The organism is Halopelagius fulvigenes (assembly GCF_055398025.1).
On the sequence record NZ_AP043846.1, the window covers coordinates 505670 to 525581 of the forward strand.

The window sequence follows — 19912 nt, forward strand, 5'->3', positions numbered from 1 at the left end:
TTCGACCCTCTCCCGGGGGGACCAAAAATCCGGGTGAACGGGCGGGGTTCGGGCGAGTTACTCGAAGACGGTGACGACGTCGTCCGACACGGTCCGGCGGGCCGACGACCCCCGCCCGTCGCCGCCTCGTCCGCCCGCGGCGGCCAACGCGAGGACGAGTTTCACCCGGGCCTTCGCCGTCGAGAGGTCGCCCGCGTAGGCGACGCCGTATTCGCGGAGCGTCACGCCCCCGCCGCCGGTTCCGTACACGGCCTCGGTCGGCCCGGCGTGGCACCGCGTCGAGACGACGACCGGAACCGACTCGAGTGCGTCGCGGATGGCGTCTCCGAGTCCGCTCGTGGCGTTTCCGAGTCCCGTCCCCTCGACGACGACGCCGTCGGCCCCCGCTTCGACCGCCCGGGTGAGCCATCGGCCGTCGACGCCGGTTCCGGAGTGGATCACGGGCACCTCGACGGCGTCCGCCTCGGGGAGGGCGTCCCGCGGGAGGGACGTGTCGGACGCGGTCGAACGGGGGTCGCGGTGGACGCGGACGGTCCGCCTCGTGAACGACGCGACGGGGCCCTTTCCGGGCGACCGGAAGGTGTTGAGGGCGTTCGTGTGCGTCTTCACCGCGTCGCGCGCCGCCAGGAGTTCGCCGTCGAAGGCCACGTACACGCCGCCGTCGAACCGGTCGTCCGCCGCCGCCCGCACCGCGGTCAGGAGATTCGAGGGCGCGTCCGAACCCGGTTCGTCGAACCGGCGCTGAGAGCCCGTGACGACGACCGGAACGTCGAGGTCGGAGACGAGGTCCAACGCGTACGCCGTGTCCGCGAGCGTGTCCGTCCCGTGGGTGACGACGACGCCGTCGGCTTCCTCGGACGCCGCTTCGACGGCCGCGTCCGCCGCCTTCCCGACGACGCCGAAGTCCATGTCGAACCCCGGTCGGGACCCTACGTCGGTCACGCGGAGGTCGGCGTACGTCGCCACCTCCGGGACGGCCTCCACCAGTTCGGTCCCCGTCTTCGCCGGGGCCGCCCCGCCCTCGCTCGGTTCGCTCGCGATGGTGCCGCCGCAACTGACGACGCGTACCTGTGACATCGTATCGTCTCGCCACTCGCCGTCGGGTCGATTACCTCTTTCGTCATGGGGGCGACGGCGCGTCGCCGTCGGCACCCGCCGCGACAATATCTCGGCGGCAACTGCACAGAACGAAATACTGTCACGATATACCGCTCGTTAATCGTGAAGACACGGCGAGACGATCCTATGAAACGTCTCGGCTCTTCTCGTTGGGTTTAAAAAAGTTAGGTTTTCTTGAATTTAACTAGGGAACGATTGTAAACGTGTCTTAACACTCGGTCGGCTATATGTTCTCGGACCTGCTGTAATCGAGTAGGTGTGTCCCAACGTATGTCGAACTCTTCGGCCCCCGCCCACGACGAACGCGTCGGCGTCCTCGGCAAACTCGTCGAAACGTCGCCAGCTACGCTTCAGACCGGCCTCGAAATACTCTTCGCGCCGATTCGGTTTCTGGCGTTCTGGCTGGCAGTCACGCTCCCGTTTCTGTATCTTCCCCTCTTGATCAGCGGACTGCAGGGCGAACAGGTCACGGTGTTCGGGACGCTTCTCGCGTTGAACGTCGCCGCTCTCGTCGTCGGCCACGGTCACGCGCGCTGAGAATCGCGGCGTTTTAGCCGCCGACGCTCCTTTTGCGACCATGTCTCTCGATACGGTGTCTCTCGGACGGACCGGAACGTCGGTTTCGGAGCTCGCCTTCGGGACGTGGCGCTTCGGCCGCGCGGACGACGAGGGGAACGTCGAAGTCGGACGCGAACGGGCCCACGAACTTCTGGACGCCTACGCCGACGCCGGCGGCAACTTCATCGACACCGCCGACATGTACGGCGAGGGGCGAAGCGAGACGTACATCGGCGAGTGGTTGGCCGAACGCGACAGGGAGGACTTCGTCGTCGCGTCGAAGATTTACTGGCCGACCCGCGAGGACGCGAACGGGAGCGGTCTGAACCGCAAGCACCTCCGCCGCCAGATAGACCGCATCCTCAACCGCCTCGGAACCGACTACGTGGACGTGCTCTACACTCACCGCTGGGACGACGAGACGCCCGTCGAGGAGTTCATGCGCACCCTCGACGAGTTCGTCCGCGACGGGAAGGTGAACTACCTCGGCACCTCGACGCTTGAACCGAACGCGTGGAAGGTGGTGAAGGCGAACGAACTCGCGGACAGGCGGGGCTACGAACCGTTCTCGCTGGCGCAACCGCGGTACAACGCGGTCAACCGGGAGATAGAGGGCAACTATCTGGAGATGTGCGCCGACTACGACATCGGCGTCGTCCCGTGGTCCCCCCTCGCGGGCGGCTTTCTCACGGGCAAGTACACGCGCGGGGAGGAACCGCCCGCGGACTCCCGCGCGGCGACCGACCAGCAGTTCGTCGATTCCTACCTCACCGAGGAGAACTTCGACGCCTTAGACGCCGTCGAAGCCGTCGCCGCGGAGGTCGATGCGACGCCCGGACAGGTCAGCCTCGCGTGGTTGCTGCACCACGAACAGGTGACCGCGCCCATCGTCGGCGCGCGGACGACCGACCAGTTGGCTGAGAACCTCGCGGCGGCGGACATCTCGCTGACGGCCGACCAGTTCGACCGACTCGCCACCGCGAAGCGCAACGGCTGAGCGTCCGCCCTTCGGAACCCCTTCTCCGCGTCGCCCGCGCGCGCATCCGGCGCGTCCGCACCGCCGGAACCGTCAGGTGTACCAGTCCGCGCGCCGTACCGGAGTTCATGAGCGAGGACGCAGACGCCGCGACGACGGACGCGCCGGCCGAGTACGCCGACAGACTCCGCGAGAAGCGCGCCGAGAAGGACGAGTTCTTCGGCTCGCACCCGCAGTCGCCCATCCCGCCGGAGTTGCGCGACGAGTTCGACGGACTCGACTACTTCGACCCGGACCCGGCGTACCGCGTCTCCGCGACGGCCCGCGTCCACGACGACCCCGAACCGGTGCCGATGGAGACGACGGCCGGAAACGAGGTTCGGTACCTCCGCGTCGTCACGTTCGAGTTCTCCCTCCGCGGCGAGAGCCTCGAACTCCACGGGTACCGACAGGAGACGAGCGAGGACGAGACGCTGTTCGTCCCCTTCCGCGACAAGACGACTGGACAGCAGACGTACGAGAACGGTCGGTACATCGAACTACATCCCGAGGGCGAACTGACGGACGGCCAGGCGGTCGTCGTGGACTTCAACGTCGCTTACAACCCGTTCTGCGCGTTCAGCGAGACGTTCGCCTGTCCGCTTCCGCCGGAGGAGAACTGGCTCGACGTGGCGGTGGAGGCGGGCGAGCGAACGTGGTCGCCCGACGCCTGACGACGCCGAAAAGCGCAACACCCATATTCGACGCGTCTCACGTCACGGGTATGGGACTGTTCAGCAGCAAGAAGAGCATCGTCGGGCTCGTCCTGATGGTCGTCGGAGTCCTCGGGTTCCTCCCCGGCATACTCTCGGGGACGCCGCCCGTGGCGACGTACGTCCTCGTGTTGGCCACGGCGCTTCTCACCCTCGGAACGTACCTCGTCGGAACGTCCGGAAGCGGCCGACCGGTCTGAATCGCCGATTCGCTTTTCCTGCGCGGTTTCTCGGTAGAAGTTCCGTCGAGAGCAGTCGCTACGCGGTTTTGCGGTCGAAGAAATGGTTGGTTAGCGGGTTAGTTGTCCGGTGCCGTCCACTTGGACAGCGTCGCGGAAGTTTCCTCATTCTCGGAGGTCCAGACGACGCGGAACTCTTGACCGTCGAGGTCTCCGTTTTTGACCAGAGTGACGGATGTCCCTGCGGACACTTTACTTCCTGCTCCCATATCGGCAAACGATTTTGACGATACGGCAGCGTCAGTGGATGCAGATCCGTCATCCAATTGGTGTTTGAATGTGGCAGAGGACGTAACGTTAAGTTGCGAACTCGTAATCGAGTCACCTGTCTCGTGGGTGACCGTCACGTTGTCCCAACCTCCCGTCGTATCATCCTTGAAGTCGAATCCGAAGGAGACCTGCGGACTCGTCTGCGAGACGCTCCCACCGAGGTTCAGGACGAACGTACCGATAACGGCGGCAAGGATGACCGTGATGGCCACCATCAGAATGACGCCGATGACCGGCGAGACTGCGTTGTCGTCAGTGAGTAGTTGCTTCAGTTTCATGGCGCTGTGCTCTTGCTCAGAGTTGCGGAGGACTCTCCGTTTTCGTTCGTCCACACGACGCGAACAGTCGAGCCGGAGGAAATCGTCTCACTTCCTTCGTAACCCGTAGCAGAGGAATTAATCGCAGTTCCTGCACTAACTTGCCCGGAGAACGTAGTGCTACTGAGGCTGTTGTCCGAAGCAACTACGTCTAATGATGCCGAGTCAGCGTCGATGCTGTCGCCGGTTTCGTGCGTCACGACGACACCGTAAGTGGACGCGTCGGCATCCTTGTCGTGGTAATCAAATCCGAACGACGCCTGCGGACTCGTCTCCGAGATGCTTCCGCCGAGGTTCAGCACGAATGTGCCGATCACTGCTGCGAGGATGACCGTGATAGCCACCATCAGGATTACCCCGATGACGGGGCTGACGGCCGAGTCGTCCGTGAATAGCTGTTTGAGCTTCATATTTGGGTTGTCGGACGACACCCCAAGGCGACAGCGGACGGTCGTTCCTTCCCCCGGGAGTCGACTTCGACCCCCGTCCCACCCCCTGTCGTGGTGTGTCCAATCGCTCCCTCACACTACTCTGATATAAAGTTAAAGGAGAAATTAACCAAACCGTGATATAGTTGATTACTCATTAATACTCCGTTTAAGTAGGGTTTATCACCCCTATGTCGTCGGATTTCGCCGAGCAAGCGTCAAACGCCTCTTCTGTATGGGAACAGACAGCACGGGCGATGGACCATCGGACGCGCCCGCGCAGTGCACAACACGGGGGATACTATTCTGCGTTCGATTTTCCATCTAATCCCTTCGAATACGTGTAATTCGCCTCAGACGAACGTTCACTACTTTTGATCATTGGTATATCGTTAGCACACAAAGTATTTACCATACACACGAGTGGAGTTCTGATGTACCCCTGCCCATGGTGACATCTGCGAGTAACTCCGTCCGAGTCCGATGATCCGGGCGTCGTGTGGGAAATCAGGTCGGACGAAAGCAGGTGTCGCCGAGCGAAATACCCCCTAACTATGACAAGCAAGACAGACCAATTCCGCGCGATATTCCTCGCAGCGCTGATGGTGCTCTCCGTGTTTGCGGGCACCGTCGCGCTCACAGGGTCTGCTGCTGCAGTCGATTCTACTGGAGACGCGACCGTCTCTCCGGACACGATCGACGCCAATTCGACGCAGCAGCACACGCTGGACGTAACGTTCTCTAACTATACCGCCGACGGAGAGAGCGACACCCTCTCGGCGAGTGCGCCCGACGGCGTCACCGTCGAGTCGGTGAACCTCTCCGCCTCGGCTGACGGCCAGTCCCTCAACATCACCTCTGCCGGCAACGGGACGTGGGAGATCGAGGACCCCGGCGACATCAACGCCTCCGAGATCAGCATCACCGGCGACGTCACCGTGACGGCCCCGTCGGTCGAGTCGGACACCTCGGGTGAGTTCGAATTCACCTTCGAGGACTCGGCAGGTTCGACCGCCACGGCCGCCGCGCCGGTCACCATCCGAGCCAACGGAAGTAACGAGACCGTCGACAACGAGACCGTCGACAACGAGACCGTCGACAACGAGACCGTCGACAACGAGACCGCCGAAAACGAGACCGTCGACAACGAGACCGTCGACAACGAGACCACCGAGAACGGATCCGCCGTCAGCGGTGAGAACGTCTCGACGGAACAGACCGGCGACAGTTCGGATGTTGTCTCCGCAACCCACTACGACACGGACCCGGACCGCGGCACGCAGAACGCCGTTGTAGAGGTTGCCTTCAGCGGAGCAGTTGGCAACGCGAGCGAGTTCCAGCTGTACGCTGACGGTCGACCGATCGAAACCAACGTGAGCTCGACCTCTGACGGTCGAGTCGTTCTCAGCACGAGCGAGCTGCACACCGGCGAAGTGGAGCTCAACGTCCCGGGCAGCGGCAACGTCAGCGTGGACGTCGCGAGCGTGACGGTCGCCGACGGAACGAACGCGAACGTCTACCAGGGTGAGACCGTCGCCGTCACCGCTGAGACCACGGACACCAGCGTCGAAGTCGAAGGCGACGAATCGAACTACGCCTTCAGCGGTTCGACCGGCACCAACAGTCGGGTCTTCCTGTTCAACACGACGAACCGCGAAATCGACCAGTACAACTTCACCATCGGTGACAACGGCTCTGCGACCATCGACGTTCGTGACCTCGGCTTCAACATGAGCGTCGACGACCAGAACGTCACCACCAGCGACACCATCGAGGGCACGGTCACCGCCAACGCGGGTAACCGACCCGTCACGGTCACCCTCCTCGACAGCGACAACGAAGAAGTCGCACAGATACCCGGTCGCCTGAACGGTCAGGGTGAGTTCAACTTCGAGTTCAACCTGAGCGGCGTCGACACGGGCTCCTACACGGTCGAAGCGCGCGACAACCAGTCGGGCGTCACCGACACCTCCTCGACGATCAACGTCGCGGAGACCGGCGAGGGCACCGCGGACTTCAGCAAGAACATCTACACTGAAGCTCGCGGTGACGTCGTCGAGATGAACATCACGATGAGCAACACCGACACCGCGACGGCGACTATCGGTAGCGATGACGTCGGTTTCCTCGCTAACGTCACCGTCGAGGACGGTAACGACGACGGCGTCGTCACGCTTCAGTTCAACACCTGGGCGGCCAGAGGCGCCAGCAACGACGCGAGTGACGTCTTCTCCGTCGAAGGCGACGAAGACAGCATCGTGAGCTCGAACATCGAAATCGGCGTCAACTCGCTCCTCGACGCGGGCGACTACGACATCGAAGTTCGTTCGGGCAGTGACGGCGACCAGCCGTCCCAGAACGTCGCGACGCTCGTCCTCGAGGAACGCGAGACGCGCAGCCTGAACACGTGGACCGCGCCGGAAGGGACCACCTTCGAGGACACGAGCGACGTCTACGACGCGGCCCGCAACAGCAACCTCACGCAGACCAACAGCCCCGCCTACGGTGACCTCGTCGTTCACTCGGTGAACGCCTCCGGTCTCGAAGGCACCCTCGGCGCACAGGGTAGCGACAACGTCAACGCTGCGCTGTTCGAGTCGTCTGAGGTCAACTTCACGGTCATGCAGACCGCAGCGGAGACGAACCGCGAAGCGTTCCAGCTTCGACTCAACGAGTCGAACACGAACGTCATCGCGGACGGACAGAACGGCACGTACTTCATCGCGTACAACCCGAGCGAGGTTCAGGCGTACGTCGATGAGAACGGCAACGGCGTGTACGACGAGAACGACACTGTCGCCTCCGACCGCTTCGACGCGGACGAGTCTCTGACGGCCAACTTCACCGTCTCGGGCGACAGCGAACTCGCCGACAGCCAGCAGTCGGTCGAATCCGACTACCAGCTCGCCCAAGCCGAGTACGAGGTCGACGAACCCGTCAACGTGACGGCCTCCGCCAACCAGACGATACAGGGCACGACGTCCGTCGCGCCCGGTACGGAGCTCCAGATCCGTGTCCGCAGCAGCGGCGACACGAGTCCGAGCTTCCTGAAGACGGCGACCACCTACGTCAGCCAGAACGGCACGTTCAGCGCTCCGTTCGACTTCAGTCAGCAGAGCGCCAACGACACGTTCACCGTCACGGTCAGCGGCGGCCCCTCGACGGCCGAAACCCTCGAAGCCGAGGGTAACGTCGTCGCAGGCGGTCAGAACCAGACCGGCACCGGCAACCAGACCGGCACCGGCAACCAGACCGACACCGGCAACCAGACCGGCACCGGCAACCAGACCGAGACCACGGTGACCGAGACCACCACGGCCGGCGGTACGACCACGGCCGCGACGACCACGGCCGGCGGTCAGACGACCACGGCGGCTGAGGGTACTGGCACCGGCGGTGGCGAGACGGGCACCGGTACGCCCGGCTTCGGCATCGCTGTCGCAGTCGTCGCACTCCTCGCCGCGGCGCTGCTCGCGGTCCGCCGTGACTAACGACCGCTAACCACCGGAGTTCGCTCCGGCCCTTCGATTTCCTTTCTTTCGGCGCTTCGACCGCGTAGCGACGGCTGTACTGTCGATCCTTCGCGCCGTTTTCCGACTTCGACCCTTCCGTCTCGTCCCGACCGGACGCTGTCGGCGGGTTGCCCGCAACCTACTCTTCTCGTATCGACTATTCGGTGCCCGCTGCGGCGTGCTCATAGATCAGATATGGAACAAGCGACAACATACCACGGTATCCAGTATTGCGTGAATCGAGTGAACGAGCGAAGCGGAAGTTGATGGAACTACTGAGGGTCGAAACGGTCGAGTGCGAGACGGCATGTCGGGGCTGTCCGTTCGGAACACGGTACGTTGAGCGGTATCCCACCGTACGAGAAATGGTACGGAAATCACCGCGATTGGCCGCTCCCGACTGTCCCTACCGCCGACAGTCGAGCGTATCCGGTGCGACGGACGAACGAGAACTCGCTCGAAGAACGCCGTCGCTCGGAGCGTGAGGAATCGAAAATGCCCGGGGCGGGCTCCGAACCCGCGATCTCCGCATGACTCAGGTCCGAGGCTCGGCGGGCCCCGATTGCACGCGGAGGCTTCCAAGGCGTTACCGCACCGAATCTCAGAAACCCTATGAGTGCGGCGCTATGTCCAGCTAAGCCACCCGGGCTCACTCTCTCGTTGTGCGATGAGTATCTTTAACCTTCTCATCCGTCCTCGCCGATGGGCGTGTCAGCACACCTCGTACCGCGCGTGAATCACCCGCGGATTTATCAACAGGCACGGGGACAACGCACCTATGAGTCAACCGCAGATCGTCCAGTCCGCCCTCGGCGGGGAGGCCGTCGTCACCCGTCTCGGTCTCGGCGGTGAAGACGAACTGTACGCGACGCCGACGCGGACGCTCGTCTACAGGGCCGAAGGCCTCCTCTCGGACGAGTCCGTCGAGGAGTACCCGCACGATGCAGAGCGAGTGACGGTATCGGAAGGCCGTCGGAAGTCGAAAGTGACCCTCAAGTACGGTCTCGACGGGTCGGAGACGTTCGCGCTCCCGTCGAAGTATCTCGACGGAGTCCTCCACCCCCTCGTGGAGGGCGTCCTGAGGACGAACGGCATCCTTCAGGAGGGGGAGTCGGTGGAGCGACTGTTCAGATTCAGCGAACTCACGTTGGTCGTCGCGGGCGCACGCGTCGTCAGACACATCGGGAGCAGCCTCTGGGACGAAGACTACGAGGAGTACCGCTACGAGGACGTGACCGACCTCACCTTCGAGGACGGGAGCGTCGCCACCTCCGTCGTCATGACCGTCGGCGGTCGGCAGGAGCGGTTCAAGACCCCGAACGAGGACGCGCGCGCCGTCCGCGAGGCCCTCGAATCGACGCTTCTGGACTACTGGGGCGTCGGCTCGCTGGAGGAACTCCGCGCCGCGAACGAACCCGATGACGAGGAACCCGCCGAAACCGGCGCGGTGTCGTTCGGCGACGGGCCGGACCCGCTGAGCGCGAACCCCGCGGAACTCTCCGACGAACCGAAGAACGCGACGCGGGTCGCCGACCCCGAAGCGGAGGCCGGATCGGCGTCGGCGCGCGTCCCCGCCGGACGGCAGGCGGCGGAGGTTCGGACGGCGGAGACGCAAACGGCCGACGCGCAGACGGCGGAGACGACCACCGCCGACGCCGGTGCGGGCGACGCGGCGAACGCGCAGGCGGCGGAAGCGCCCGCGGAGGCGCCTTCGGGGGCGAGCGCCGACGCACCGTCCGCGACCGGTCGGAGCGAGTCGGAGACGGAAACGCCGTCGGGCGAGAGCGCGAACGCTCGATCCGAGGAAGGCGGCGCGCGGGACGCGCGGGACGGAGAGCGCGACGATTCGGGGTTCGAGAACTCGGGGTTCGAGTCGGCGGGCCCCGTCGCCGAGGACGCCCTCGCCGACGAAGTCGCGGCGCTTCGGGAGACGGTCGAGGCGCAGGGCGAGGAGATCCGCCGCCAGCGGGAGCTCATCGAACAGCTCATCGAAGAACTGCGGCGGGGCAGGTAGACGCCGCGGGCGTCTGCGGTCTGCGGTTCTCTCGCTCTTACTCACGGCCGAGCACTTTCCGGACGCACGAGGAGCCGAACGGCCCGAGTTCGCCGGTTTCGAAGCGGACGAAGTGTCCCGTCGAGATGCTCGCGCCGCAGCGACGGCAGTCGAACTCGCCCTCGCGTCGGACGACCTGTTCTTCGAACCTGACGTACGTCCCGCCGCGGCGCGTCCGGATGTTCCCGCCCTCGCGGTCGATTACGCCGCGGAGTTCGGCGGCGTCTAAGATATCCCGCGTGAGCGTCGGGTTCGTCGTCACCGTCTCGATCCGGTCCACGACGTCCGAGAGCGGAAGTTCGTCCGCTTCGAGGTGCGCCAAGAGGTCCACGGCGAGTTCGACGCGTTCCTCGGCGTCCATCTCCCGAACGTCGGTTTCGACCGGGCCGTCGTCGGGCGAGTGCGTCCTCGGGTCGGCCGAACTCCCGGTCGCGTCGCTCTCGGCGTCGGCCTCGGTGTCGGTGTCGGCCTCCGCGCCGCCGCCGTCGAACGCGGACAGGTCGGCTTGCGCGTCGGACTCGTCGTCGGGCACGGCTACGCCTCCACCTGCGCGGTGCGAGACCAAAAACGCAGCGCGCTTCGGTCGCCTCGCGCGGTGACGGCGGTGACGACTCCGCTCGCGACGGACGCCGGTTCCCGGCCGAGGCACAAGGCGTATATCGGGTCGGGAGCCAGGAGGAGACGATGCGACGACTCCGCTTCGGCGCTCGAATCGGCGTCGGTGCCGCGTTGGCCGCGGTCGTAGTCGCCGCCGCGGTCACCTCGCCGGACGCCGTCCTCTCGCGCCTCGCGTGGGCGACGGCCGACCCGACGCGGTTCGTCGCCGTCGCCGTCTGTCTGGCGCTCGCCCGACCGCTTCTCGCGTGGCCGACGACGCTTCTGGCCGTCGTCGTCGGGTACGCGTTCGGCGTCGGCGGCGTGCCGTTCGCGCTCGCACTCATCGTCCTCACGAGCGTTCCGCCGTTCCTCTTCGCGAGGCGGTTCGGCCGCGGCGGCAGGGTCGCCGCCGCCGGCGAGGCGTTCGTCGAGCGAACCGGCGACGTTCGGAGCGTCGTCGCCAGCAGGCTCCTCCCCGCGCCGTCGGACGTCGTCTCCGTCGCCGCGGGCGTCTCCGGCGTCCGCCTCGGCGCGTTCGTCGTCGGGACGGCGGTCGGAGAGACGCCGTGGGCCGTCGCGGGCGTCCTCGCGGGCGCGTCGGCGGAGACGCTCGCGGCGGGGGACGTGGCCGGCGCTATCGACCTTCGACTCGGCGTCGCGGCGGCCCTCGCGGCGGCGTTGCTCGTGGCCCCGACGCTCTACGAGTGGTACGACGAGCGGAGACGAAGCGGAAAAGACGCGGTCTGACGCGGGCGAAGAAGCGCCCGAACGCTATTCGAGGAGCGACTGCCCGGTCATCGTCTCCGGTCGCTCCATCCCCATCAGTTCGAGCATCGTCGGCGCGAGGTCGCAGAGCGACCCGCCTGCGCGGACGCGCCGTCCGCCGTCGGTGCCGTCGGGCGCGAGGTAGACGAACGGAACCGAGTTCGTCGTGTGCGCGGTGAAGGGACTGTCCGCCGTCCCCATGTCGTCGGCGTTGCCGTGGTCGGCGGTGATGAGCGTGTGTCCGCCCGCGCGTTGGACGGCGGCAGCGAGGCGGCCCAACTGCCTATCGACCGCTTCGACGGCCGCGACGGCGGCGTCGAAGTCGCCGGTGTGGCCCACCATGTCGGGGTTCGCGTAGTTGAGGACGAGGGCGTCGGGGTCCTCGGAGTCGATGATGTCGATCGCGGTGTCGGTGACCTCATCGGCGTTCATCTCCGGTTGCATGTCGTACGTCGGCACGTCCGGGCTCTCGACGATGCGCCGAATCTCGCCGTCGAACTTCACCTCGCGGCCGCCGTTGAGGAAGTAGGTGACGTGGGCGTACTTCTCGGATTCGGCGAGGCGGAGTTGGGTCTTGCCCTCCCGCGAGAGCACCTCTCCGAGCGTGTCCTTCGGGTCCTCCGGCGGGTACGCCACGGGGAAGTCGAACGTCTCGTCGTACTCGGTCATCGTCGCGAGGTGGATGTCCGGCGGGTCGGGGTCGAACGACCAGTCCTCCGGACGGAGGTTCGCCAGCAGACTGACCATCTGCCGGGCGCGGTCGGGTCGGAAGTTGAAGAAGAAGACGGCGTCGCCGTCCTCCAGCGCCGGACCGCCGGATATCAGCGTCGGTTCGACGAACTCGTCGGTCTCGTTTCGCTCGTAGGACTGCTTGACCGCTTCGACGGCGCTGTCGGCCTCGTACTCCGCCTTGCGGTGGACGATGGCGTCGTACGCCTTCTTCGTCCGCTCCCAGTTCTGGTCGCGGTCCATCGCGTAGTACCGCCCGGAGACGGTGGCCACGTCGCCCGTCTCGTTCTTCTCGACGACCGACTCCAGTTCGTGGAGGTAGCCCTCGCCGCTGTGCGGGTCGGTGTCGCGCCCGTCGGTGAAGGCGTGCGTGACGGCTTCGACGCCCCGGTCTGCGGCGAGTCCGATGAGGGCGTGGAGGTGGAGTTGTTGGGAGTGGACGCCGCCGGCGCTGACGAGGCCCATGAAGTGGACGCGCCCGCCCGTCTCCTCGACGTGGTCGAGCGCGCCCGCGATGACGTCGTTCTCGCGGAAACTCCCGTCGTCGATGGAGTCGTTGATGCGCGTGTACGCCTGCTTGACGACGCGCCCCGCGCCGATGTTGAGGTGGCCGACTTCGCTGTTGCCCATCTGGCCCTCGGGCAGTCCGACGCGGCGGCCCGAGACGTCGAGCGTCCCGTACGCGCCGGTCTCGGCGTACCGGTCGAAGTTCGGCGTCTCGGCCTCCTTCACCGCGTCGCGTCGGTCGTGGTTACCGAGGCCCCAACCGTCGAGGATAACGAGCGCAGCTTGCATGGTCGGACGGTGGGCGGCGAGCGGTAACTACTCTTCGTTTCAGGCGGTCGTCGGACTGACGGAATCGCCGCGGCGGGGGCGTTCCGCCCGACAGTTCGACGCTGGCGGTTCCGCCGCCGACGCGACACCTTCTTTCGCGCGCCGGGCGTTCCTGCGAGCGATGGCGGACGACGAGACGACGGCGACGGCGGCGCGGGCGAACCGACTCCGACGCCCGTTCCCGGTGCGGTGGGTGCAGTACTACCTCGGCAACGGCGCGAGCCTCGGGTGGCTTCTCGTCGTCAACGCCGCGGCGTTCTTCGTCGGCGTCAGCTTCTACGTCCACTCCGACCCCTCCTTGGCGGACGTGAGTTCGATGCTCTACCCCCTGTTCGGCGACTCGCCGACGGCGCTGGCGCTCGCGACGCTCTCGTTGGCGACGCTGCTTCCGCGCGTCGGAGAACCCGTCACCGACGCGCCGAACAACCGCGTCCTCGCCGTGCTCCACACGCTGGCGTTCGTCTGGCTGGTGAAGTACGGCGTCTGGACCGCCGTTGCGTTGAACCTCCGTCCGGACCTCTATTTCGGATTCTCGCCGGGCCTGCTGTGGGACTACTGGGGCATTATGCTCACCCACCTGCTGTTCGTCGCGGAGGCGGCGCTGATACCGTACTACGGGCGGACGACGCGGGAAGCCCTCGTCGTCGCTCTCGCCCTCGCACTCGTCAACGACGTGTACGACTACGGGTTCGGCTTCTACCCGCCCCTGAAGTACGAACCCGGGCTGCTGCTCGCGGGCATCACCGTCGCCCTGTCGTTCGCGTCCGTCGCACTCGCCGCGCGGGCGTTCGACCGACTCGGCGATTCGACCCGGTAGCGGTCTTCGGGGCGGCGGGGAGTCGCCGCGAGTTCGGAGACGGCGGCGGCGTGCGACTCGGTCGCACCCCCGGCGAGGGGAGTCATCCTTTTCCGTCCTCACGATTTACCTACGGTTATGGATTCCGCGGTGCTCCTGGACCTTCTCGGGAACGAGAACCGCCGGCGTATTCTCCGGCTTCTCGCCCACAAACCGTGCTACGTCACGGAGATTAGCGAGTACCTCGGCGTCAGTCCGAAGGCGGTCATAGACCACCTCCGCAAACTGGAGGACGCTGGTCTCATCGAGTCTCGAACCGACGACCAGCGTCGGAAGTACTTCCACATCTCTCGGAACCTCCGTCTCGAAGTCAACGTCTCCCCGTACGGGTTCGGCGCGAAGTCCGCCTACCCCGCCAACCCCAGTCTCGACATGACGGGGCGGTGTCCGCACGTCTCGTTCGACATCCCGAAGGACGAGGCCGACGACGTGGCCGACTTGGCCCGCGAAGTCGGCCGACTGGAGGAGCTAGAGAACGAACTGTCGCTCGCCCAGCGGTGGGTCCACGGGCGGATGACGGACGTGTTGGACCGCCTGAGCGACCGAATCGGCTCAGACGGGGACAGCCGGTTCTACGCCGAAGTGCTCGCGGCGGTGGCCGGGGGGGCCCGAACCGTCCGAAGCATCGCGAAGGAGGTCAACGCCGCGCCCGAGTCGGTCGAACGGTCGCTGGAACACCTCGCGGAGCGCGGATTGGTCTCGCGCGACGAGGACGGGTGGGCCGTCTCCTCGGGGTAGCCGCTCAGATATCGCGGGTTAGCCCGTCCCGCAGGTCGCGCCCGAAGTAGTGTCCGGCCAGCGACGCTAACAGCCCGGCACCCGCACCGATTCCGGCGACGGCGACGCCGTACTGGGCGAGGAAATCGACGGCGAACGGGACGAACGTGGTGAGCGTCGAGAGGACAAACGTCAATCCGGACGCGAGTGCGCCCGCGAGGCCGACTTCGAGGTAGCGCCGCCGGGACGCCAACAGGCCGACGGCGAACCCCACGGCGAACAGGCCGAGGAACCGGGTGACGAACCCGACGAATGGAACCGCTCCGCCGACCAACAGGCCCGCAAGCGAACAGACGAGGACGACGGCGAACGACTTCGGCGAGAACACCCGTCCGAGTCGGCGTCCGCTTCCGCTCGATTCGCTCCGGCGCGCGGCGGCGTCGCCCTCGCCCGAGTCCGTGCCGAACCCGTCGAGGCCGAAATCGGAGGCGGAGACGGAGGTGGAGGGGGTGGCGGACTCCGTCTCGTCGCTTCGTTGCATAGTGGACGTGGGACGGCCCGCAACATGGCTCTTGTGCCGCGTCGGTCCCCACCCGACGCCGAAAAGGTGGTTTCAAGTCTCGCCCGGCGGTACGTCGCGGTATGAACGCAGGGGACCGCGTCCGCGTCGAACGCGCGGGCGTCACGAACGAGGGCGTGTTGATGCCGTCGTCCACTCCGGACCACCTCGTCGTCAAACTCGACGGCGGGTACAACGTCGGCATCGACCGCGACGACGCCGACGTGGAGATACTGGAGACGGACGTCTACGACATCGAGGACGCACAGACGGACTCCTCGTCGTCGGAAATCGAGTTCGACGACGACCTGCCGACGGTCTCTCTCATCTCCACCGGCGGCACCATCGCCTCCACGGTGGACTACCGAACCGGCGCGGTGACCGCGCAGTTCGACGCCGAAGACGTGCTCCGGGCCGTCCCGGACCTGGCGGGGCGGGCGAACTACCGGGGCCGCGTCGTCGCCAACATCCTCTCGGAGAACGCGACGCCCGAAGTGTGGCGCGACCTCGCGGAGGCCGTCAAAGAGGAGATAGATGCCGGCGCGGACGGCGTCGTCGTCATGCACGGCACCGACACGATGCAGTTCAGCGCGTCGGCGCTCTCCTTCATGCTCGATACGCCCGTGCCGGTCGTCTTCACGGGCAGTCAGCGCTCGGCGGACCGCCCCTCCTCGGACAACGTGATGAACGCCGTCTGCGCCGTCGAGGCCGCCAAATCCGACTGCGCGGAGGTGCTCGTCTGCATGCACGCCACCGAGAGCGACGACGTCTGCGCCCTCCACCGCGGCACGCGCGTCCGCAAGAACCACACCTCCCGGCGCGACGCGTTCGAGACGGTCGGCGCGGAACCGTTAGGCGAGGTGGACTACGAGTCCGAGGAGGTCACGTTCCGCCGCGAACACGCCGAACGGGACGAGGCGGACCCGTCGCTGTCGCCCGAACTCGACGGCGACGTGGATCTTCTGAAGTTCACGCCCGGCATGGACGTCGGGCGCTACGGCGAGTTCCTGAAGGAGTCGGACCTCGACGGCCTCGTAATCGAGGGGACCGGACTCGGCCACGTCCACACCGACTTCGTCCCGGTCATCGAGGACCTCGTGGACGACGGCGTCGTCGTCGCCATGACGAGCCAGTGCCTCTGGGGCCGCGTCTGCGACCGGGTGTACGACACCGGACGGGACCTGTTGGACGCGGGCGTCGTCGAGGCGGGCGACACCCTCCCCGGCACGGCGAAGGTGAAGCTCATGTGGGCGCTTTCGAACCTCGACGACCCGGCGGAGGCGATGACTCGCTCCGTGGCGGGCGAACTCCAGCAGCGCTCCGTGCCGTGGGAGTGAGATACTGAGATGACGGCCGGTCCCCGCTACGAGTACGAGGACGAGACGGGCGAGACGGTTCTCGTCCGGCCCGCCCGCGAGGAGGATTACGACGCCGTCGCGGCGTTCACCAGCGAGACGTGGGCCGACCGCGGCGTGGACGACTACATCGGCGACGTCTACCGCGAGTGGATCGCCGACGACGACGGCGAGACGCGGCAGACGTTCGTCGCCGACGTGGGCGCGGACGCCCCGACGACGGACCTCGGGGGCATCGTGCAGGTGACGACGCTCTCGGGGTACGAGGCGTGGGCGCAGGGGATGCGCGTCAACCCCGACTACCGGGGGCGCGGGCTGGCGAAGCGTCTGAGCGACGCGACGTTCAGATTCGCCCGCGAGGCGGGCGCGTCCGCGATTCGGAACATGATCTTCTCGTGGAACGTCGCCAGCCTCGGCCTCACGCGCGACACCGGCTACGACCCCGGCATCGAGTTCCGGTGGGTCCACCCCGAACCCGGCGCCGACGCCGAGGCCGACTCGGACCTCCGCGTCGAGGCGGGCGGGGACGCCGACCCGGACGCCGCGTGGTCGTTCTGGACCGGCAGCGACGTTCGAACCGACCTGAAGGGCCTCGTCTTGGACCCCGAGGAGACGTGGGCGCTCTCTTCGCTGACGCGGGAGAGACTCCGCGACGCCGCGAACGACGGCCGCCTGCTCGTCGTCCGCGGGGGCGGCACCCGCGGGTTCGCCTACCGGAACCGGACGTACGACAGGGAGAACGACGACGGCGAGACGGAGACGTGGGCCGAGTACGCCGTCGGCGCGTGGGCGCGCGACGACGCCGAGGCCGCCCGCGCGGTCGTCGCCGCCGTCTCCCGCGACGCCGCCGCGGCGGGCGCGGATCGCACGCGCGTCCTCGTCCCCGAGGGGCCGCGGTGGGTGACGGACGCCGCCGTCGCCCGCGCGGACCCCGCGGAGCAACCGACGTTCGTGATGGAAGCGGACCTGACGTAGGGCGACCTCCCTCTTTCCGACCGCCGCTACACCCACGTCACGCCGGACACCGTGACGCAGGTCCCGCCCATATCCGACCCGCCGACGTTCACGTCCCACCCGTGAATCCCGGCGACGCGGGCGACGGTGGCGAGACTGTACATCTCACCGTCTAACTCCGAGGTGGCCGAGTCGAACATCGTCTCGTACTGGTGGGCCACGTCCGTCCCGTCGTCGGAGACGTAGAACCCTTCCGCCGCCGTCCCGACGCGAACGCGCGCCGCGTCGCCTGCGCGGACGATGGCCGTCGCGAGGAGGTTCTCCAGGAGGTACGAGAGCAGTTCACGGTCCGCGAGAAACGCCCGCGAATCGACGACGAGGAACGAGGCGTCCCGCGGTTTGACGCGGTGCCACACCGACTCGGCTACGTCCCGCAGTTCGACCGATTCGAACTCCAAGGTGGGTGCGTTCTCGGCGAGGACGGTACCCGTTTGGACGACGGCGTCGATCTGGTGGAGGATGTGCGCGAGCCTCCAGGCCTCGTCCCCGCCGGACTCGGCGAGCGTCTCGGACGCGCGGACGGCGGCCGAGAGCGGCGGCCGGATGTCCTCCGAGAGGACGCCCGCGATGCTCACCAACTGCCGGTTTCGCTCCTCCAACCTGAGTTCGGCCAGTTTCCGGTCCGTGATGTCGAGGTGCATCAAAAGCGCGTACCGGTCCCCGTCTTCTCCCTCGAACGGCACCGCGCGCAGGAGGAACCACTGCTGTTCCGTCGGGGAGTGACACGGATAGTCGAGTTTGAAGGCGTCGCTCTTCCCGTCGAGGACGTCTCGTATCCCGTCGGCCACGAGGCCCGCTTCCTCGGACTCGTCGCGGAACTCCTCGCAGACCGCGAGATAGTTCACGCCGAGGAAGTCGTCGGGTCCGTCGTGCCCGTTGTTCTCCGCGAACTGCCGCCACGCGCGGTTCGTGTAGACGATGTCGCCGCGCGAATCCACGATCGCCACCTCCGTCGGCAGGTCGTCGAAGCCCCGTTCGGGGAGGGAGAGCGCGGATGCCATACCGGTCGTTGGTCGTGCGACGCAATCACAATGTCGGTGGCGAGGTACGTTCGACGCTACCGCGTCGAGTGAGAAAACGAGCGGTGCCGGACGGGGGTGCCCGTCCGCCGGGGTGCGTCAGGTGAGGTGGTCAGTCGGAGGACGACGCGACGGCCGTCTGTTTCTTCGCGTCGGTCATCGCCAACACGTCGTCGAAGAACGCAAGCGAGTCGTTCGGGCCGGGGTTGGCCTCGGGGTGGTACTGCCGGGTGATGACGTTCAGGTCGTCGTTCTCCAGACCCTCGGCGGTCCCGTCGTTGACGTTGACCTGCGTGACGTTCAGGTTGCCGGGTTCGTCCACGGTGTACCCGTGGTTCTGCGTCGTCATCACGACTTTCCCGGACCGGAGGTCGCGGACCGGTTGGTTGACGCCGCGGTGGCCGAAGTCCATCTTCTCGGTGGTGCCGCCGAGTGCGCGGGCGACGACTTGCTGGCCGAGGCAGATGCCCGCGAGGGGGATCTCGCCGACGAACTCCTCGACGAGGTTCTGCGCCTGCGTGAAGTTCGCGGGGTCGCCGGGGCCGTTCGAGATGAACAGGACGTCCGGCGACAGTTCCTCGACGTCTTCGACCGTCGCGTCGTACGGCAGGACGGTGACGTCGGCGCCGCGTTCCAGCAGGGAGTCCACGATGGACCCCTTCGCGCCGCAGTCCACGAGTGCGACGTGGGCGTCGCCGTCGCCCGTGCGGTAGGTCACCGCTTCGGGCGTGCTGACCTGCGAGCCGATGTCGACGTGTTCGCTCATCCCCTTGCACTTCGAGAGCTCCTCTTGGGCGTCCTCGGGCGTCACGCCGTCTCCGACAGCGATGCCGCACTTCATCGCGCCCTCCTCGCGGATGGCCGTCACGAGTTCGCGCGTGTCGATGTGGTCGATGGCGGGGACGGACTGCTCGTCCAACCACTCGACCACCTCGTCCGTGAACTCGCGCGCTATCGCGGCCCGCGGGTGGACGCGGTCGGATTCGAATCGCTCGGTTCGGACGCCGTAGTTTCCGATCAACGGGTAGGAGAACGTGAGGACCTGTTCCTCGTACGAGGGGTCGGTCAGGCTCTCTTCGTATCCCGTGTACGCGGTCGTAAACACCAGTTCGCCACGTGTGTATCCCGGAACGCGACCACGCGCTTCGATGACGCGGCCGTCTTCCAGGGCCAGGTAGGCGTCCGACATTACGAGAAACACATGGATTCCGGGGGTATAAGTGTTACTTTCGTAGCCAAGTTA

At 66.5% G+C, this 19912-nt stretch carries 19 protein-coding genes and 1 tRNA gene; 11 read left to right on the top strand and 9 right to left on the bottom strand.

Annotated elements, in window-relative coordinates; all coding sequences use genetic code 11:
- Positions 1-57: 57 nt before the first annotated feature.
- The gene (locus tag ACZ522_RS07015) at positions 58-1077 is read right to left on the bottom strand and encodes an asparaginase (RefSeq protein ID WP_379693547.1); all 1020 of its coding nucleotides are present in this window, start codon (positions 1075-1077) and stop codon (positions 58-60) included.
- Positions 1078-1389: 312 nt separating this feature from the next.
- On the opposite strand from ACZ522_RS07015, the gene ACZ522_RS07020 reads away from it, so the two are divergent.
- The 4 genes from ACZ522_RS07020 (at position 1390) to ACZ522_RS07035 (ending at position 3605) form a co-directional block, all read left to right on the top strand.
- A complete protein-coding gene (locus ACZ522_RS07020) occupies positions 1390-1656 on the top strand; it encodes a DUF8028 family protein (protein ID WP_379693545.1) in 267 nt (88 codons plus the stop codon).
- Positions 1657-1696: 40 nt separating this feature from the next.
- The gene (locus tag ACZ522_RS07025; protein ID WP_379693543.1) at positions 1697-2674 is read left to right on the top strand and encodes an aldo/keto reductase; all 978 of its coding nucleotides are present in this window, start codon (positions 1697-1699) and stop codon (positions 2672-2674) included.
- A gap of 107 nt (positions 2675-2781) precedes the next feature.
- Positions 2782-3366 (top strand): DUF1684 domain-containing protein, encoded by a 585-nt coding sequence (locus ACZ522_RS07030; protein ID WP_379693541.1) that lies wholly within the window; start codon positions 2782-2784, stop codon positions 3364-3366.
- 50 nt (positions 3367-3416) lie between these two features.
- Positions 3417-3605, top strand: a complete 189-nt coding sequence (locus tag ACZ522_RS07035; protein WP_379693539.1) for a DUF8178 family membrane protein — start codon at positions 3417-3419, stop codon at positions 3603-3605.
- Between the two features lie 98 nt (positions 3606-3703).
- On the opposite strand, the gene ACZ522_RS07040 is transcribed toward ACZ522_RS07035, so the two are convergent.
- Positions 3704-4192 carry a type IV pilin domain-containing protein gene (locus ACZ522_RS07040; protein ID WP_379694551.1) on the bottom strand — a complete coding sequence of 163 codons (489 nt, stop codon included), beginning with the start codon at positions 4190-4192 and terminating at the stop codon, positions 3704-3706.
- Positions 4189-4641: a type IV pilin domain-containing protein gene (locus ACZ522_RS07045; RefSeq protein ID WP_379693537.1), complete on the bottom strand. Its 453-nt coding sequence runs from the start codon at positions 4639-4641 to the stop codon at positions 4189-4191. The genes ACZ522_RS07040 and ACZ522_RS07045 overlap by 4 nt, the downstream gene beginning before the upstream one ends.
- A 572-nt stretch (positions 4642-5213) precedes the next feature.
- Between ACZ522_RS07045 and ACZ522_RS07050 the strand changes: the two genes are divergently transcribed.
- Positions 5214-8150 carry a DUF7827 domain-containing protein gene (locus ACZ522_RS07050; RefSeq protein ID WP_379693535.1) on the top strand — a complete coding sequence of 979 codons (2937 nt, stop codon included), beginning with the start codon at positions 5214-5216 and terminating at the stop codon, positions 8148-8150.
- 517 nt (positions 8151-8667) lie between these two features.
- Here the strand turns inward: ACZ522_RS07050 and ACZ522_RS07055 are convergent.
- Positions 8668-8820, bottom strand: a tRNA-Met gene (locus tag ACZ522_RS07055).
- A gap of 129 nt (positions 8821-8949) precedes the next feature.
- Between ACZ522_RS07055 and ACZ522_RS07060 the strand changes: the two genes are divergently transcribed.
- A complete protein-coding gene (locus ACZ522_RS07060; protein ID WP_379693533.1) occupies positions 8950-10185 on the top strand; it encodes a DUF7115 domain-containing protein in 1236 nt (411 codons plus the stop codon).
- 37 nt (positions 10186-10222) lie between these two features.
- Here the strand turns inward: ACZ522_RS07060 and ACZ522_RS07065 are convergent, their stop codons facing one another.
- The gene (locus tag ACZ522_RS07065) at positions 10223-10585 is read right to left on the bottom strand and encodes a DUF5830 family protein (RefSeq protein WP_379694548.1); all 363 of its coding nucleotides are present in this window, start codon (positions 10583-10585) and stop codon (positions 10223-10225) included.
- 323 nt (positions 10586-10908) lie between these two features.
- Between ACZ522_RS07065 and ACZ522_RS07070 the strand changes: the two genes are divergently transcribed.
- A complete protein-coding gene (locus ACZ522_RS07070) occupies positions 10909-11568 on the top strand; it encodes a TVP38/TMEM64 family protein (protein ID WP_379693530.1) in 660 nt (219 codons plus the stop codon).
- A gap of 24 nt (positions 11569-11592) precedes the next feature.
- Here ACZ522_RS07070 and gpmI read toward each other — a convergent pair whose 3' ends face one another.
- A complete protein-coding gene (gene gpmI, locus ACZ522_RS07075) occupies positions 11593-13110 on the bottom strand; it encodes a 2,3-bisphosphoglycerate-independent phosphoglycerate mutase (RefSeq protein WP_379693527.1) in 1518 nt (505 codons plus the stop codon).
- Between the two features lie 160 nt (positions 13111-13270).
- Between gpmI and ACZ522_RS07080 the strand changes: the two genes are divergently transcribed.
- Positions 13271-13966: a DUF1405 domain-containing protein gene (locus tag ACZ522_RS07080; RefSeq protein ID WP_379693525.1), complete on the top strand. Its 696-nt coding sequence runs from the start codon at positions 13271-13273 to the stop codon at positions 13964-13966.
- Between the two features lie 117 nt (positions 13967-14083).
- Positions 14084-14743 carry an ArsR/SmtB family transcription factor gene (locus ACZ522_RS07085; RefSeq protein ID WP_379693522.1) on the top strand — a complete coding sequence of 220 codons (660 nt, stop codon included), beginning with the start codon at positions 14084-14086 and terminating at the stop codon, positions 14741-14743.
- Positions 14744-14747: 4 nt separating this feature from the next.
- On the opposite strand, the gene ACZ522_RS07090 is transcribed toward ACZ522_RS07085, so the two are convergent.
- A complete protein-coding gene (locus ACZ522_RS07090; RefSeq protein WP_379693519.1) occupies positions 14748-15263 on the bottom strand; it encodes a hypothetical protein in 516 nt (171 codons plus the stop codon).
- A gap of 101 nt (positions 15264-15364) precedes the next feature.
- Between ACZ522_RS07090 and gatD the strand changes: the two genes are divergently transcribed.
- Both gatD and ACZ522_RS07100 read left to right on the top strand, forming a co-directional pair.
- A complete protein-coding gene (gene gatD / locus ACZ522_RS07095; protein ID WP_379693517.1) occupies positions 15365-16618 on the top strand; it encodes a Glu-tRNA(Gln) amidotransferase subunit GatD in 1254 nt (417 codons plus the stop codon).
- 9 nt (positions 16619-16627) lie between these two features.
- A complete protein-coding gene (locus ACZ522_RS07100) occupies positions 16628-17611 on the top strand; it encodes a GNAT family N-acetyltransferase (protein ID WP_379693515.1) in 984 nt (327 codons plus the stop codon).
- A 26-nt stretch (positions 17612-17637) separates the two neighbouring features.
- Here the strand turns inward: ACZ522_RS07100 and ACZ522_RS07105 are convergent, their stop codons facing one another.
- On the bottom strand, positions 17638-18651 hold the full coding sequence (locus ACZ522_RS07105) for a PAS domain-containing protein (RefSeq protein ID WP_379693512.1): 1014 nt from the start codon (positions 18649-18651) through the stop codon (positions 17638-17640).
- Positions 18652-18781: 130 nt separating this feature from the next.
- Complete coding sequence (carA, locus tag ACZ522_RS07110) at positions 18782-19858, bottom strand: glutamine-hydrolyzing carbamoyl-phosphate synthase small subunit (RefSeq protein ID WP_379693510.1); 1077 nt, start codon at positions 19856-19858, stop codon at positions 18782-18784.
- Between the last annotated feature and the right edge of the window lie 54 nt (positions 19859-19912).